The sequence below is a fragment of the Nocardioides sp. T5 genome, assembly GCF_048161455.1.
In the GTDB taxonomy this organism is placed as follows: domain Bacteria; phylum Actinomycetota; class Actinomycetes; order Propionibacteriales; family Nocardioidaceae; genus Nocardioides.
Genome location: NZ_CP182415.1, coordinates 284,487 through 298,661, shown reverse-complemented (window position 1 = coordinate 298,661; position 14,175 = coordinate 284,487). Strand labels below are relative to the sequence as shown.

Sequence of the window (14,175 nt, the reverse complement as noted above, 5' to 3'; positions counted from 1 at the left end):
GACGGCAGGTCCGTGCCGCGGGCCGACGACCCGGAGGCCGCGCTCGACGAGCGTTGTCCCCATGACGACGACACTCGACACCACCACACCGGCCAGCACCCGGGCGGCCGCCCACGCACGCGGCCTGACCCGCACCTACGGCGCCGGCGACAACGTCGTGCACGCCCTGCGCGGCGTGGACCTCGACCTCCCGGCCGGGCGGTTCACCGCGATCATGGGTCCCAGTGGCTCCGGCAAGTCCACCCTGATGCACTGCCTGGCGGGCCTCGACGCCGCCACCTCCGGCACGGTCACCGTCGCCGGGCGCGACCTCGCCGGCCTCGACGACACCGCGTTGACGATCTTCCGCCGCGAACACATCGGCTTCGTCTTCCAGGCCTTCAACCTGCTGCCGATGCTCACCGCCGGGCAGAACATCCTCCTCCCCCTCGAGCTCGCCGGACGCGCGGTCGACCGGCAGCGCTACGACCACGTGGTCGGTGTGCTCGGCCTCGCCGACCGCGTCGGCCACCTGCCCAGCCAGCTCTCCGGCGGCCAGCAGCAGCGCGTCGCCATCGCCCGCGCGCTGGTCACCCAGCCCGACATCGTCTTCGCCGACGAGCCCACCGGCAACCTCGACAGCGAGGCCAGCGCGGAGGTGCTCGACCACCTGCGTCGATCGGTCCGCGAGCTCGGCATGACGGTCGTCATGGTGACCCACGAGCTCGCCGCAGCGGCGTACGCCGACGACGTGGTGGTCATCCACGACGGCGCTGTCACGGCCCACCTCACCGAGCCCGGCCAGGACGAGCTCGTCGCCGCACTCCGCGGGCGGGATGCCTGATGCGCACCGTGCTCGTGGCGTCGATGCGCCACCACACCCGCAGGTACGTCGCCGCGTCGGTGGCGGTCGTCATCGGCGTGGCCTTCATCGTCGTCGTCGGCGTCCTCACCGGCGCCACGCGCTCCGGCCTGACCGCCGACGTCGGCGCCCCGGTCGAGGGCGTCGACCGCGTCGTGACGACGTACGACACCCGCGAGGTGGCGCGGCTCGTCGAGGCGGCCGGCGACCGCGGCGTCCCGGCCCTGACCCTCGGCTACGCGATGGAGGCGGTCAGCCGCGACGGCGTGCAGCTGGACTCCACGGCGGACGTCGCCGAGGTGTCCCTCGACCCGCGCCTGCAGTGGCAGCAGCTGGAGGACGGCCGGTTCCCCGCCGCCGCCGGCGAGGCACTGGCGGACGTCAATCGAGCCAAGAGCAGCGGCGTCGCCCTCGGCGACGTCGTGCGGGTCGGCAGGGGCGAGGCCGCGGTCGACGTGGAGGTCGTCGGGATGGTCGACAGCCCGGTCGCGATGGGCGCCTCGCTCTACGTGCCGTGGGCGGACCTGGCGCGGTTCGAGGACACCCTCTGGGTCGACGCCGTCGCCTGGGGAGGGTCGGCCGCCCTGGCGCGCGAGGTGGTGCCCGAGGCGACCGTCGAGGCATCGGGCGACTGGGTGGCCGCGCGGCAGGCGGAGATCTCGCGCGGCGTGGACGTCATCGCGATCATGGCGCTCGTCTTCGTCGCGATCGCGGTCTTCGTCGGGGCGCTGGTCATCACCAACACCTTCGCGATCCTCTTCGCCCAGCGGATGCGGGACTTCGCGCTGCTGCGCTGCGTCGGTGTCACCCGGCAGCAGCTGCGCCGAGCCATCCGGCTCGAGGCCTTGGCGCTGGGGCTCGCGGCCGCCGCCCTCGGCGTGATCGTCGGCCTGCTCGCCGGATGGGGGTTGGTGGCCCTGGTGGCGCACTGGTTCACCGACATCGGACCGGCCGCGCTCGATCCGGTGTGGACCTTCGCGGCGTTCGCGGTCGGCACGCTGGTGACCGTCGGTGCCGCCTGGCTGCCGACCCGCGCGGCGACCCGGGTCGCGCCCCTGGCCGCGCTCCGGCCCGACACCGGCGTCGACGTGCGCTCGGCCGCCGGCCGCTGGCGGCTGGGCCTCGCCCTGGTGTGCGTCGTGATCGGAACCCTGCTGCTGGCCGTGGCCGTGGCGGCGAGCTCGGTGCCGGCCATGCTCGCGGGCGGGATGTCGTCCTTCGTCGGCGTGCTCCTCGTGGGCCCGGTGCTCGTGCCGTGGCTGATCCGGCTGGTCGGAGCGGTCCCGGGTGGCGGCCCGGTGCGGCGGCTCGCGACGGGCAACGCCGTGCGCAACCCGCGGCGTACGGCGACCACCGCGGCGTCGCTGCTCGTCGGCGTCACCCTCACCACCGCGATCCTCACGGGGCTGGCGTCCTCACGCACGGCCATCGACCGCGACATGGACGACTCCTACCCGCTCGACGCCACCCTGACCGTGCTCGACGCGCCGCTCGAGGCGTCCCTCGTCGACCGGGTGGCGGCGACTCCGGGCGTGCAGGGAGCGCGCGGCCTCGACGGCACCGTGGCACGTATCGCCGGGGTGGACGTGCCGCTGCTGGGCAGCGGCGCCGACACCACCGGCGTCCTCCGGGGCTCCACCGGCCTGGCGCCTGCCGACGGCGTGGTGCTGCTGCCCTACTCCGTGGTCGAGGAGCTGCCCCGGCGCATCGGCGACCGGGTGTGGGAGGACGGCGAGGTGACCGTCGTGGTCGCCGGCCGCGAGCGCACCCTCCGGGTCGAGACCGACCACGGCTGGGGCCGCGCGGGCCTGGTGTCGACGGCCACGCTGGCGGAGCTCGACCCCGACGCGCAGCCGATGGCGGTCTGGGCCCGGGCCGCCGAGGGCGCGGATGCAGAGGACGTCTCCGGCGACCTCGCCGCGCTGGCCGGTGCGGCCGGCGCGGAGCTCGACGGCGGTTACACCAACCGCAGCTGGGTCTACCTCCAGGTCGACATCCTGACCGGCGCGGTCGTCGGGCTGATGGCGGTCGCCATCGTCATCGCCCTGGTCGGCATCGCCAACACGCTCGGCCTCTCCGTGCTCGAGCGCGGCCGGGAGAACGCCCTGCTGCGGGCGATGGGACTCACCCGCGAGCAGCTGCGCCGGGCGATGGCGGCCGAGGGCCTGCTGCTGTCCTCGGTGGCGACGGCCCTCGGCACCGCCCTCGGCCTGGCGTTCGCCTGGGTCGGCGTGCAGGTGATGGTGGCGGGCGTCGTCGAGGACGCCGGCTTCACCGTGCCGCTGTGGCAGGTCGTCGCGGTGGCCGCGGTGGCCGCGCTCGCCGGCCTGGCCGCGTGCGTCGTACCGGCCCGTCGGGCCGCCGCCGTGACGCCCGCTGCCGGCCTGGCGCTCGACTGATCGCGAGCATCTCCGACCCGGACGTCATACGAACCCGCGCTCATGGGTGCGGGTTCGTATGACGCAGCGGGCCGGGACCGAGAGCCGATCACCCGGCCTTGCGGCTGACCAGCACGCCGAGGACGGCGTAGCCGACGCAGAGGTGCGCGACGGCCACGACGTGGCCGACCGTGTCGCCGAAGATCGCCAGCGCGGGGATGGTGACGACGGCCCAGCTCTCGGCGACCATCGGCCAGAAGCGGGTGACGCCCTTCCATCGGCCCGCGATCGCGATCCGGATGCCGATGAGGAACATCCCGAGCATCGACAGCGGCCAGAACGCGTCGAGGACGATGAAGCCGACCTTGTCGAAGTCGGTCAGCCCCAGTCCGTCGCTCGCCGTGGAGCAGATGGCGAGCCCGACCGCGACGGCTTCGGCCCGCAGCGCGGCGCGGGCCAGCCGGCCCTCGCCGAGGGCCTGCGTGCGCCACAGCGTGCGCAGCAGGAAGAGCAGGCCGACCTGGAAGAGGCCGGACGAGATCGAGAACGCGACCTCTTCGGTGTGCCCGACGGGGTCGATGCCGACGACGGCCATGGTCGCTGCCCAGGCCAGGGCGCCGGCGGTGAGGACGCCGCCGTGGACGACGTACGGACGGCGGTTCGCGCCGGTCGGAGCCGTCGTGGCGACATCGGAGCGAGCGGGAGCGGGAGAGTGCGAGAGGGTCAACGGACCGGTCCTTTGCTTCAAGGGTGCTTCAGTGGTGGGCCGCCGGTTGCGGCATGCCACGAGGTTCGCCGTCCCGGCGACCCGACCCACAGGGAGAGCGGTCCCGTCCCCGGTCCCCTCGTGGTGTCCCGTCGAGGAGGGACCGCAGTCCCCTGACGACGGGACGTCCGCGCGGTGATACTGCTCGCGTGAGCAGAGTCGCGGAGCCCGTCGCCATCGGTGCGGTGTCGCTCGTCGCGGTCGCCACCGCCGCGTGGCTGGACCTCGCCACCAGCGACGCCGAGCGCGCTGCCGCCTCCACCGGCCTGGGTACGACGACCGCGCTGCCCGGGCTGTTGCTGACGGCGGCGGCCGTCGTGGTGCTGCTCGCCCGCCCGCGGGACCCGGTGGGTCGGCTCCTCGGCGCGGTGGCCCTGGTGTGGACCGTCGACGGCGCCCTCGACAGCTGGATCTCCTACAGCCTGGCCCGCGACCTCCCCGGCACCGACGTCGCCTACTGGTTCGTCGCCAGGGTGGGCGCCCTCCTGCTCTCGGGACTGGTGGGGCTGCTCCTGATCTATCCCACCGGTCACCTCCTGACGGGCCGCTGGCGGACCGCCGCGATCGCTGTCGCCTGCGCGTCCCTCGCGCTGCCGGTCATGCTGCTGCTCGCGCCCGACTCGGTGGTCTTCTCCGTCGGCGAGCCGGTCGGCTCGACCGAGGTCGTGCCCTTCCCGTGGTCCGACGCCGCTGCCGAGGCCATGCTGCGCGGGGCGCAGGTGCTCACGCTCGGCTCGGTCCTCGCGGCGGTCGGTCTGGTCTGGGCGCGGCGCCGGCAGGCGTCGGCGACGGAGCGCACGCAGCTGAGGTGGCTGCTGTGGGCCGGGATCATGTGCGTGCTGATGGTGCTCGCGGCGCTGACGTTGTCGGTGGGCGGGCTGGTCACGACCCTCTTCCTCGACCTCGCCGTCGCCGCCCTCGCGGTCTCGGTGACGATCGGCCTGCTGCGCCCGGGGCTGGGCGACGTCGACGCCCTCGTCGCCTGGACCCTCACCACCGCCGTCGTGGCGGCGATCGTCGTGGCCGTCGACCTCGCCGTGCTGGCCGCCGGCACGGCGCTCCTCGGTGACCGGCTCGACCAGCGCGACGTCACGCTGGTCGTGCTCGTGCTGGCCGTCGTCGTCTACGGGCCGCTCCGCGCCTGGCTCGGCGGGCTCGTCCACCGTCTGCTGCTGGGCCGGCGCAGCGACCGCTACGGCGCCGTGTCCGCGCTCGCGGCCCGGCTCGAGACCATCGGCACGGTCGACGAGCAGCTCCCCGCGCTCGCGTCCGCGGTGGCGGACACCTTCAAGGTCCGCCACGTCCGCGTCGACGTCCTCACCCCCGACGGCGGGCTGCTGTCCGCCTCGCACGGCACCCCGCCCGCGGAGGTCCAGGAGATCGACATCGCCTACCAGGACGAGCGCGTCGGCCGGCTCGTGCTGCCCGCCCAGGGCTACCGGTCGATGCTGTCGCGACGCGACCAGGGCCTGCTGGTCGACCTCGTGCGGCAGGCGGCCGTCGCCATCCGCGCCGGGCTGCTCGCCACCGAGCTCCAGGCCAGCCGCGAACGCCTCGTCCTCGGCCGCGAGGACGACCGGCGCCGGATCCGCCGCGACCTGCACGACGGCCTCGGCCCGGTCCTGGGCGGGGTGGCGCTCCGCCTGCAGGCCGCCGGCAACGCCATCGACTCCGACCCCGGCCGGGCCCGCGAGCCTGGTGGGCCTCGCCCGCACCGAGGTCCGCGACGCCCTCGACGACGTACGCCGCCTCGTGCACGACCTGCGCCCGCCCGCACTCGACGACCTGGGCCTGGAGGCCGCGGTGCGCCAGCAGGCCGAGCGCGTGCGGTCGGAGGTCGAGGTTCAGGTCTCGGCCGCGGCCACGACGGGCCTGCCCGCGGCCGTGGAGGTCGCCGCCTACCGGATCGTCTCGGAGGCGCTGGCCAACGTGGTGAAGCACGCCCACGCGCGCCACGTCGACGTACGCCTCGAGGGGGACGCGAACGCGCTGGCCGTCACCGTCGCGGACGACGGACGGGGCATCGGTCCCGACGTCACCGCCGGCGTCGGCCTGCTGTCGCTGCGCGAGCGCGCCGAGGAGCTCGGCGGACGCTGCGAGGTGGTGTGCCCGGAGTCCGGCGGCACCACCGTGCGCGCGGTCCTCCCCTACGGCGGCGCAACGCCGACGACCCCCTCGACCGTCCCCCGGACCGAACCCGCGAGGAGCGCCCGATGAGCCAGCCGATCCGGTTGCTGATCGCCGACGACCACCCCGTCTTCCGCGACGGCCTCGCCTCGCTGCTCGACCCGCTGCCAGGGATCGAGGTGGTCGCCCGGGCGTCCGACGGCGCGGAGGCCGTTGCCCTCGTCGACGAGCACCTCCCCGACGTCGTGATCATGGACGTGCAGATGCCGGTCATGAACGGCATCGACGCCACCCGCGCGGTCGCCGCGGCGCACCCCGAGGTCGGCGTGCTGGTGCTGACCATGGGTGAGGACGACGGCACGGTGCTGTCCGCGCTGCGGGCCGGCGCACGGGGTTACCTCCGCAAGGGGGCCGAGCAGGACGAGATCGTGCGCGCGGTGTCGACGGTCCACGCCGGGGGCGTCGTCTTCGGCGCCTCGCTCGCGGCCCGCATCGCGGAGGTGCTCGCTCCCACGTCCCGCCCCGAACGGCCCTTCCCCGAGCTCACCGAGCGCGAGACCGAGGTGCTCGACCTCATCGCGGCCGGTCGCTCCAACGGGCAGATCGCGCAGGAGCTGTTCCTCTCGCCCAAGACGATCCGCAACAACATCACCAGCATCCTGGCCAAGCTGCAGGCCACCGACCGCGCCGACGTGATCATCCGTGCGCGCGACGCCGGACTCGGCCGTCAGGGGTGAGGACCCCCACCGCGTCGCGGCACTAGATTCCCGCACATGGAGCGCACCGGTGCGGCTGAGAGCCGCGAGAAGAACGAGGGGCTCGACCCCTTCGAACGGTTCGTCGAGCTGTCGACGAAGGTGATCAGCCGGGCGCCGTTCTTCGCGGTCGTCGTGATCATCGTCGTGATCTGGGCGGCGAGCTACCCGCTGTGGAAGTCCACCACCAAGTGGGAGCTGGCCATCCACACCTTCGGCGCGGTGCTCTCGCTGCTGCTGCTCGTGCTGCTGGAGAACGCCGGACGCCGCAACACCGAAGCGATGCAGGAGAAGCTCAACGTCATCGCCGAGGCGCTCGCCGCCCTGATGGACTCACGCGCCGCCGACGATCCCCGGCTCCGGGAGGCCGCGGAGGACCTGCGTGAGGCGGTCGGGCTCGAAGAGCGCCACTGACCGGGTCAGCCCGCGAGCAGGCGCAGGGTCTCCTCGCGCGCGGGTGAGGTGCGTACGTCGGTCCCGGACGCGGCGCCCGCCACCGGGTGCACCATCACCTCGTCGACGTCGAACTCACCGGCGAGCTCGTCGACCTGGGCGCGCGCCTGCTCGGGCGACCCGACGATCCAGCGCTGCGCCATGGCGTCGCCGAAGGCGCGCTGGTCGGGCGTCATCTCGACCGCCTCGGCCTCCTCGACGAGCCGCTGCGGGAGCAGCGGCGCCCCGGTGCGCAGGGCCAGCATCATCTGCACGTTGGGCAGGGCGCGGCGCCGGGCCTCCTCCTCGGTCTCGGCGACGACGGCGTTGACGGTGAGGAAGGTCCGCGGCTCGGGGTGCTCGGGCGAGGGGCGGTAGGACGAGCGGTAGAGGTCGAGCGCGACGCCGGTCCCCTCGCCGGAGAAGTGGTGGGCGAAGACGTAGGGCAGGCCCTTCTCGGCGGCCAGGCGGGCGGAGTAGTCGCTCGAGCCGAGGAGCCACATGTCGGCGATCGTCCGGGCGGCCGGCGTGGCCCGCAGCGGCTGGCGGCGGGGCCCGACCTGCAGCTCGACGCCCTCGGTCGTCATCAGGGTGCGGATGTCCTCGACGTAGTCGGGGAACTTCGCCACCGCCTCGTCGGCCGACTCCGCACTGCCCCCGCGCAGGACGTACCTGGTGAGCGGGTCGGTGCCGGGCGCGCGCCCGATGCCGAGGTCGATGCGGCCGGGGAAGGCGGCCTCGAGCAGCGCGAACTGCTCGGCCACCACGAGCGGCGCGTGGTTGGGCAGCATCACGCCGCCCGACCCGACCTTGATCCGCTCGGTCGCTGCGGCGAGCATCGCGATCAGGACCGGCGGGTTCGTGGCCGCCACGGCCGGCATGTTGTGGTGCTCCGCGACCCAGTAGCGGCGGTAGCCGAGCTCGTCGGCGACCCGGGCCAGGCTGCGTGAGGAGGCGATGGCGTCACCGGTGGTCTGGTCGCTGCGGACGGGCACGAGGTCGAGCACGGAGAGGGCAGTCACTGTCGGCCCAGCGTCTGCACCCGGTGCGTTTATTCCGACAGCGTCGACAGGTTGGCCTCAGGTGCACAGGAGGTCCTACCGTCAGGCCAGTGACCACCAGCACGACTCCCCAGCCGCGCGAGCGCATCCTCTCGCCGGCCTACGCCGGGACCACGATCGCGATGTTCGGCCTGATCGCCTTCGCGGCCTTCGAGGCGATGGCGGTCACCACCGTGATGCCCACGGTGGCGCGCGACCTCGGCGGCCTCGACCTGTACGCCCTCGCGTTCGCCGCACCCCTCGCCAGCGGGGTCGTCGGCATGGTCGCCGCCGGCATGTGGAGCGACCGCACCGGCCCGGTGGTGCCGCTGCTCGCGTCGTTGGCTCTCTTCTCGGCCGGGCTGCTGGTGTGCGGGCTCGCGCCGTCGATGGAGGTGCTGCTCGCCGGGCGGGTGCTGCAGGGCCTCGGCTCCGGCGCCATGATCGTCGGGCTCTACGTCGTCGGGCTCGTCTTCCCCGCCACCTTGCGGCCGGCCGTCTTCGCCTCGTTCGCCGCGGCCTGGGTGCTGCCGGCGCTCTTCGGCCCCGCGCTCGCGGCGTTCGTGGCCGACGTCTGGTCGTGGCGCTGGGTCTTCCTCGGCACGGTCGTCCTCGTGGTGGTCGCGCTGGTGCTGCTCACCCCGGCGCTGCGGGGCCTCGAGCCGCACGCCGAGGGGGTGTCCACCCCGGCCGTACGCCTGTGGTGGGCGCTGCTGGGCGCGGTTGCGGTCCTCGTCCTCGAGCTGGTCGGCTCCGCGCGGGGCGTCGCCGCCCTCGGCGCGCTCGCCGCGCTCGCCGTCGTGTGGGTCTCCCTGGGACGCCTGCTCCCGGCCGGCAGCCGCACGCTGCGCCGCGGCCTGCCGGCGGTGATCGCCACCCGGGGCCTGCTGGCCGCGACGTTCTTCTGCGCCGAGGCCTACATCGTCTACGTGTTGCAGGAGCGCTGGGGCCTCTCCCCCGGCCGCGCCGGCATCGCGCTGACCTGCGTCGGCGTCGTGTGGGCGAGCGCCAGCCAGGTCCAGTCCCGGCTCGGTCGGCGCGTGTCCCACACCCGCGCGATGGTGGTCGGCACCAGCCTGGTGCTCGTCGGGCTGACGGCCCTCGCCGCCAACGTCCTCGCTTACGACGCCGGCGCGCGCCCGTCCGCCGTCCTGCCGGCAGCGGCGTACGTCCTCGCCGGCGCAGGCATGGGCTTCGCCTACCCGCGCACCGGGTGGCGATGCTCGAGGCGTCGACCGACCGCGACCGCGGCTTCAACTCCTCCGCCCTGACCGTCGCCGACTCGCTCGGCGCGGCACTCGCCCTGTCCGTGGCGGGCGCCGCCTTCGCGGCCGCCGAGCGGCAGGACCTCGACCCGTTCCTCACGGTCTTCGCCTTCGCCGCGCTCGCCGCGGTGCTCGGGGTGCTGGCCGCGGCCCGGACCCGACCGGCATGAGTCCGGCCGGCCCCACGGGGGTCGGGGCCGGCCGGACTGTCAGCGGGAGCGGTCAGGAGGACTGCTCGAGGGTGGGGTAGTCGGTGTACCCCTCGGCGCCGCCGCCGTAGAACGTGTCGGGGTTCGGCGCGTTGAGCTCCGACCCGGCACGCCACCGGTCGGCGAGGTCGGGGTTGGCGAGGAACGGGCGCCCGACGACGACTGCGTCGGCGAGGCCGGTCTCGAGCAGCTTCTCGACCGACTCGAGGGTGGTGACGTCACCGAACCCGTCGTTGAGCAGCACGACGCCGTCGAAGCGCTCCCGCAGGTCGCGGACCAGCGTCTCGAGCGGCTCCAGCGGGCTGGCCAGCAGGCTCAGGTACGCCAGGCCGAGCGGCGCGACGGCGTCGACCACGGCCCGGTAGGTGGCGGTGAGGTCGGGGCCGAGCTCCTCGCCGATGCCGTTGAACTGGTGGGCCGGGCTCAGCCGCAGGCCGACCCGCTCGGCGCCGATCGCCTCGGCGACCGCGGTCACGACCTCCACGACGAAGCGCGCCCGGTTCTCGGGCGAGCCGCCGTAGACGTCGTCGCGCAGGTTGACCGTCGGGTCGAGGAACTGGTGCAGCAGGTAGCCGTTGGCCGCGTGCACCTCGACACCGTCGAGGCCGGCCGCGACGGCGTTGCGGGCCGCGGTCACGAAGTCGGCGACCAGGCCGGCGATCTCGTCGGTCTCCGGCGCGCGGGGCACGTCGTGCGGCTTCGGGCCCTGGGCGGTGATCATCTCGCCGGGTGCCTGCACGGCACTGGGGGCGATCGTCTCGGTGCCGCCCTTGTTGTCGGCGTGGGCGATCCGTCCGACGTGCATGAGCTGGGCGACGACCACACCATCACCGGCGTGCACGGCGTCGGCGACCAGGCGCCAGCCGGCGACCTGCTCGTCGGTGTAGAGCCCGGGCACGTCGAGGTAGCCCTGGCCGACGTGGCTGGGGGCGGTGCCCTCCGTGACGATCAGGCCGGCGCCGGCGCGCTGCGCGTAGTACTCCGCGTTGAGGTCGGTCGGGGCGTGGCCCTCGCCCGCGCGGTTGCGGGTCAGGGGGGCCATCACGAAGCGCTGGGGGAGCTTCCAGGGGCCGACGGCGAGGGGCTCGAATGCACGGGACATGAAGGTGGTGCCTCCAGAGTGGTTGAGGACTGTACGACTCCCTCAGCCACCGTGCGGCGGTCGATGTTCCCCGACGAGAGAAGCCTCACAGCAGATACCTGAGGACGTCGTGGACGGAGATCGGGGTCCACGACAGCCACCACGTCCTCAGACAGCCCGTCCTTGCGGACAGCAGGTGTCAGCAGGGCCTTCTAGCCTCGGGGCATGGACATGAAGCTGGAGCTGGTGATGGTGCCCGTGACCGACGTCGACCGGGCCAAGGAGTTCTACGAGAAGGTCGGCTTCGTCGTCGACCACGACCAGACCGTGAACGACGACGTGCGGTTCGTGCAGCTGACCCCGCCGGGGTCGGCCTGCTCGATCGCCATCGGTCGGGGCCTCACGCGCATGGAGCCGGGCTCGCTCGACAACATGCAGATGGTCATCGCCGACGCCGACGCGACCCACGCCGACCTCGTCGCACGTGGCATCGAGGTCAGCGAGGTCGACGAGCTGGCCTGGGGCCGGTTCGTCTTCTTCGCCGACCCCGACGGCAACGGTTGGGCCCTCCAGCAGCTGCCTGACTGGTCGGCCGGCGCCGCCGGCGGGGCCTCGTAGGGGTTGCGGGTCGCCTGGGGAACGAGACGCAGGTCGATCGACCCGATGAGCCTGCAGGTCGTTCCCCAGACGCGGGCTGGGCTCCTGCCCGAGCGGTCGGCCCGCGCTCCCTACCGTTCCCAGTCGCTCTCAGCCGGACGGAGCACGTAGTTCGCGTAGGTGAGGTAGCGACACGCGCGTGGTTGGTCGACCACGAGCTGCCGTACGTGTGCTGCTCCCGATTCCATGTGCCAGCCGCCGATGCTGCACATGTCGTCCCACTCCTCAGGTGTCATGTCGACCTCGACGACCTGGTCCGAGCCGTCGTCCCGACTGAGCACCACGGTGAGACCGCGCGGGACCCGGTCGGTCACCTCGCCGATCGTGGACAAGATGTCGACGAGATGGTCCCACCGCGGGTCGACTCCACGCTCCATGCGGGCAGGATGGCACGACGGGCGACGTACAGCACGGTCAACGCCCGCCACGCCGCCGCCGCTTGGGGGGTCGCGGCAGATCGGGGAGCGCCAGCCTGCTCAGAGCGAGCCGGCACTCCCCGTTCGGACTGCGCTTCTACGCGGGCTGGGAGTCGTCGCTGCTGTCGAGCTGCGCCTGATCGGGAGCAGGGTCGAGCCGGTCCAGCATGTCGTTCAGGTGTCGACGGAGGTGCTGCGCGTGGTCTGCCGCCACCTGCTGGAGACGAGCGACCTCGGCCTCCCCTCGCGTGCGCTGCTCCTCGGACTCCGCCTGCACTCCATCGGCAGTCGCTCGGGCCTCGTCCACCGTCCGCGACGCCTCGAGTCGGGCGGCCTCGACCATGGTCATGGCCTCTCGCTGCGCCGACTGCACCAGCGCATCCGCCTCGGCCTGGGCCGCGGCGACGATCTCAACCGCTTCGGCCCGGGCATCGGAGCGCCACTGATCGGTGTCGCGGGCAGTCATCTCCAGCAGTCGTGCCGCCGAGGGCGAACGCTGCCCCGGCACCACGACCTGCCCTGCGGAGTCGTCTCGATCGTCGTCCGCTGCCCTGCGGGCATCTGCGGCGTCTTCCTGGTTCAGCACGTGCGTTCTCCCTCTCCTCCCCCCGCGGCCGGTGTCATCGGCAGCGTACGAGGTCAAGGCGTCGATGCGTCCCGGGGGACCGGGTCGGCGGTGTGCCCCGAGCTCAGACCAGCGGCGGCTGGGTCTTCTCCCGCACCTCGTCCTCGGTGACGCCGGGGGCGAGCTCGACGAGCCTGAGCGCCCGGTCGCCGAGGGTGCCCGAGGGCGCGACCTCGCCGGTGGTGGGGTCGATCACGTCGATCACGCAGAGGTCGGTGATGATCCGCTGCACGACCCGCTTGCCGGTGTAGGGCAGGTCGCACTCGTCGAGGATCTTCAACGACCCGTCCTTGGCGGTGTGCTCCATCAGCACGATCACCCGCTTGGCGCCATGGACCAGGTCCATCGCGCCACCCATGCCCTTGACCATCTTGCCGGGGATCATCCAGTTCGCGATGTCACCCACTGCCGAGACCTGCATCGCACCCAGGATCGCGGCGTCGATCTTGCCGCCGCGGATCATCCCGAACGACTGCGCGGAGTCGAAGAACGACGCACCCTTGCGCAGCGTCACCGTCTCCTTGCCCGCGTTGATCAGGTCGGGGTCCTCCTCGCCCTCGAAGGGGTACGCCCCCACGCCGAGGATGCCGTTCTCCGACTGCAGCACCAGCTCCACGTCGTCGGCGACGTAGTTCGGCACCAGCGTCGGCAGCCCGATCCCGAGGTTGACGTACGACCCGTCCTTGAGCTCGCTCGCAGCACGAGCGGCCATCTCCTCACGACTCCATGCCATCTCGCTCAGCCTCCCAGTCCGAAGCTCGCCGCGTCGTCCGACCCCTGCACCGGGTCCGGCTCGGGCCGCGGCCGCGTCGTGACCCGCTCGATCTTCTTGTCCGCCGCCTGCTCCGGCGACAGCGCGACGACGCGCTGGACGTACACGCCCGGGGTGTGGATGTCGTTCGGGTCGAGCTCACCGGGCTCGACCAGCTCCTCGACCTCCGCGATCGTCACCCGCCCGCACATCGCAGCCAGCGGGTTGAAGTTGCGCGCCGACTGGCGGTAGATCAGGTTGCCGTGCCGGTCGCCCTTCCAGGCCCGCACCAGCCCGAAGTCGGCCACGATCGCCTCCTCGAGGACGTACTCCTTGTCGCCTTCGGCGGTGGAGAACACCTTCGTCTCCTTCGGCGGCGACGCGACGACGACGTTGCCGGCGTCGTCGTACTTCCACGGCAGACCACCCTCGGCGACCTGCGTGCCGACACCGGTCGCGGTGTAGAAGCCCGGGATCCCCGAGCCACCCGCCCGCATCCGCTCCGCCAGCGTGCCCTGGGGGGTCAGCTCGACCTCGAGCTCGCCGTGCAGGTACTGCCGGGCGAACTCCTTGTTCTCCCCGACGTAGGAGGAGATCATCCGCCGGATCCGCTTCGCGAAGAGCAGCCGGCCCAGTCCCCACTCGTCCACGCCGCAGTTGTTGGAGACCGCCTCGAGGTCGGTCGTGCCCGCCTCGAGGATGGCGTCGATGAGGACCGACGGGATGCCCGAGAGCCCGAAGCCACCGACGGCGAGGGTGGCGCCGTCCGGGATGTCAGCGACCGCCTCGGCCGCAGAAGAGACCACTTTGTCCATGCCCGAGACCCTAGCGG

15 protein-coding genes and 1 pseudogene are annotated in these 14,175 nt (G+C 73.2%); 9 read left to right on the top strand and 7 right to left on the bottom strand.

Annotated elements, in window-relative coordinates:
- Positions 1-61: 61 nt before the first annotated feature.
- Complete coding sequence (locus ACNKF0_RS01385; protein WP_416955160.1) at positions 62-823, top strand: ABC transporter ATP-binding protein; 762 nt, start codon at positions 62-64, stop codon at positions 821-823.
- Positions 823-3,240, top strand: a complete 2,418-nt coding sequence (locus ACNKF0_RS01380; RefSeq protein WP_416955159.1) for an ABC transporter permease — start codon at positions 823-825, stop codon at positions 3,238-3,240. Before ACNKF0_RS01385 ends, ACNKF0_RS01380 begins: the two co-directional genes overlap by 1 nt.
- 88 nt (positions 3,241-3,328) lie before the next feature.
- On the opposite strand, the gene ACNKF0_RS01375 is transcribed toward ACNKF0_RS01380, so the two are convergent.
- Complete coding sequence (locus ACNKF0_RS01375; RefSeq protein ID WP_416955158.1) at positions 3,329-3,946, bottom strand: hypothetical protein; 618 nt, start codon at positions 3,944-3,946, stop codon at positions 3,329-3,331.
- Between the two features lie 53 nt (positions 3,947-3,999).
- On the opposite strand from ACNKF0_RS01375, the pseudogene ACNKF0_RS01370 reads away from it, so the two are divergent.
- The 4 genes and pseudogenes from ACNKF0_RS01370 to ACNKF0_RS01355 form a co-directional block, all read left to right on the top strand.
- Positions 4,000-5,625 (top strand): annotated as a pseudogene (locus ACNKF0_RS01370) (hypothetical protein); the annotation flags it as partial.
- Positions 5,626-5,683: 58 nt separating this feature from the next.
- Positions 5,684-6,202, top strand: coding sequence for a sensor histidine kinase (locus tag ACNKF0_RS01365; protein WP_416958381.1), 519 nt, complete (start codon positions 5,684-5,686; stop codon positions 6,200-6,202).
- Positions 6,199-6,849, top strand: a complete 651-nt coding sequence (locus tag ACNKF0_RS01360; RefSeq protein ID WP_416958379.1) for a response regulator — start codon at positions 6,199-6,201, stop codon at positions 6,847-6,849. Before ACNKF0_RS01365 ends, ACNKF0_RS01360 begins: the two co-directional genes overlap by 4 nt.
- Positions 6,850-6,885: 36 nt before the next feature.
- The gene (locus ACNKF0_RS01355) at positions 6,886-7,281 is read left to right on the top strand and encodes a low affinity iron permease family protein (RefSeq protein ID WP_416955157.1); all 396 of its coding nucleotides are present in this window, start codon (positions 6,886-6,888) and stop codon (positions 7,279-7,281) included.
- A gap of 5 nt (positions 7,282-7,286) precedes the next feature.
- On the opposite strand, the gene ACNKF0_RS01350 is transcribed toward ACNKF0_RS01355, so the two are convergent.
- Entirely contained in the window at positions 7,287-8,321 is a 1,035-nt protein-coding gene (locus tag ACNKF0_RS01350) for an LLM class flavin-dependent oxidoreductase (protein WP_416955156.1), read from the bottom strand.
- Positions 8,322-8,410: 89 nt separating this feature from the next.
- Between ACNKF0_RS01350 and ACNKF0_RS01345 the strand changes: the two genes are divergently transcribed.
- Positions 8,411-9,610: an MFS transporter gene (locus ACNKF0_RS01345; RefSeq protein ID WP_416955155.1), complete on the top strand. Its 1,200-nt coding sequence runs from the start codon at positions 8,411-8,413 to the stop codon at positions 9,608-9,610.
- Positions 9,559-9,774, top strand: a complete 216-nt coding sequence (locus tag ACNKF0_RS01340) for a hypothetical protein (RefSeq protein ID WP_416955154.1) — start codon at positions 9,559-9,561, stop codon at positions 9,772-9,774. The genes ACNKF0_RS01345 and ACNKF0_RS01340 overlap by 52 nt, the downstream gene beginning before the upstream one ends.
- Positions 9,775-9,826: 52 nt before the next feature.
- On the opposite strand, the gene ACNKF0_RS01335 is transcribed toward ACNKF0_RS01340, so the two are convergent.
- Positions 9,827-10,915, bottom strand: a complete 1,089-nt coding sequence (locus ACNKF0_RS01335; protein ID WP_416955153.1) for an alkene reductase — start codon at positions 10,913-10,915, stop codon at positions 9,827-9,829.
- 204 nt (positions 10,916-11,119) lie between these two features.
- Between ACNKF0_RS01335 and ACNKF0_RS01330 the strand changes: the two genes are divergently transcribed.
- Entirely contained in the window at positions 11,120-11,512 is a 393-nt protein-coding gene (locus ACNKF0_RS01330) for a VOC family protein (protein ID WP_416955152.1), read from the top strand.
- A 110-nt stretch (positions 11,513-11,622) separates the two neighbouring features.
- Here the strand turns inward: ACNKF0_RS01330 and ACNKF0_RS01325 are convergent, their stop codons facing one another.
- The 4 genes from ACNKF0_RS01325 to ACNKF0_RS01310 all read right to left on the bottom strand — a co-directional run bounded on the left by ACNKF0_RS01325 (position 11,623) and on the right by ACNKF0_RS01310 (position 14,158).
- A complete protein-coding gene (locus tag ACNKF0_RS01325; RefSeq protein ID WP_416955151.1) occupies positions 11,623-11,928 on the bottom strand; it encodes a hypothetical protein in 306 nt (101 codons plus the stop codon).
- A gap of 136 nt (positions 11,929-12,064) precedes the next feature.
- A complete protein-coding gene (locus ACNKF0_RS01320; protein ID WP_416955150.1) occupies positions 12,065-12,553 on the bottom strand; it encodes a hypothetical protein in 489 nt (162 codons plus the stop codon).
- 103 nt (positions 12,554-12,656) lie between these two features.
- A complete protein-coding gene (locus ACNKF0_RS01315; protein WP_416955149.1) occupies positions 12,657-13,325 on the bottom strand; it encodes a 3-oxoacid CoA-transferase subunit B in 669 nt (222 codons plus the stop codon).
- A gap of 5 nt (positions 13,326-13,330) precedes the next feature.
- On the bottom strand, positions 13,331-14,158 hold the full coding sequence (locus tag ACNKF0_RS01310) for a CoA transferase subunit A (protein ID WP_416955148.1): 828 nt from the start codon (positions 14,156-14,158) through the stop codon (positions 13,331-13,333).
- Positions 14,159-14,175: the final 17 nt, after the last annotated feature.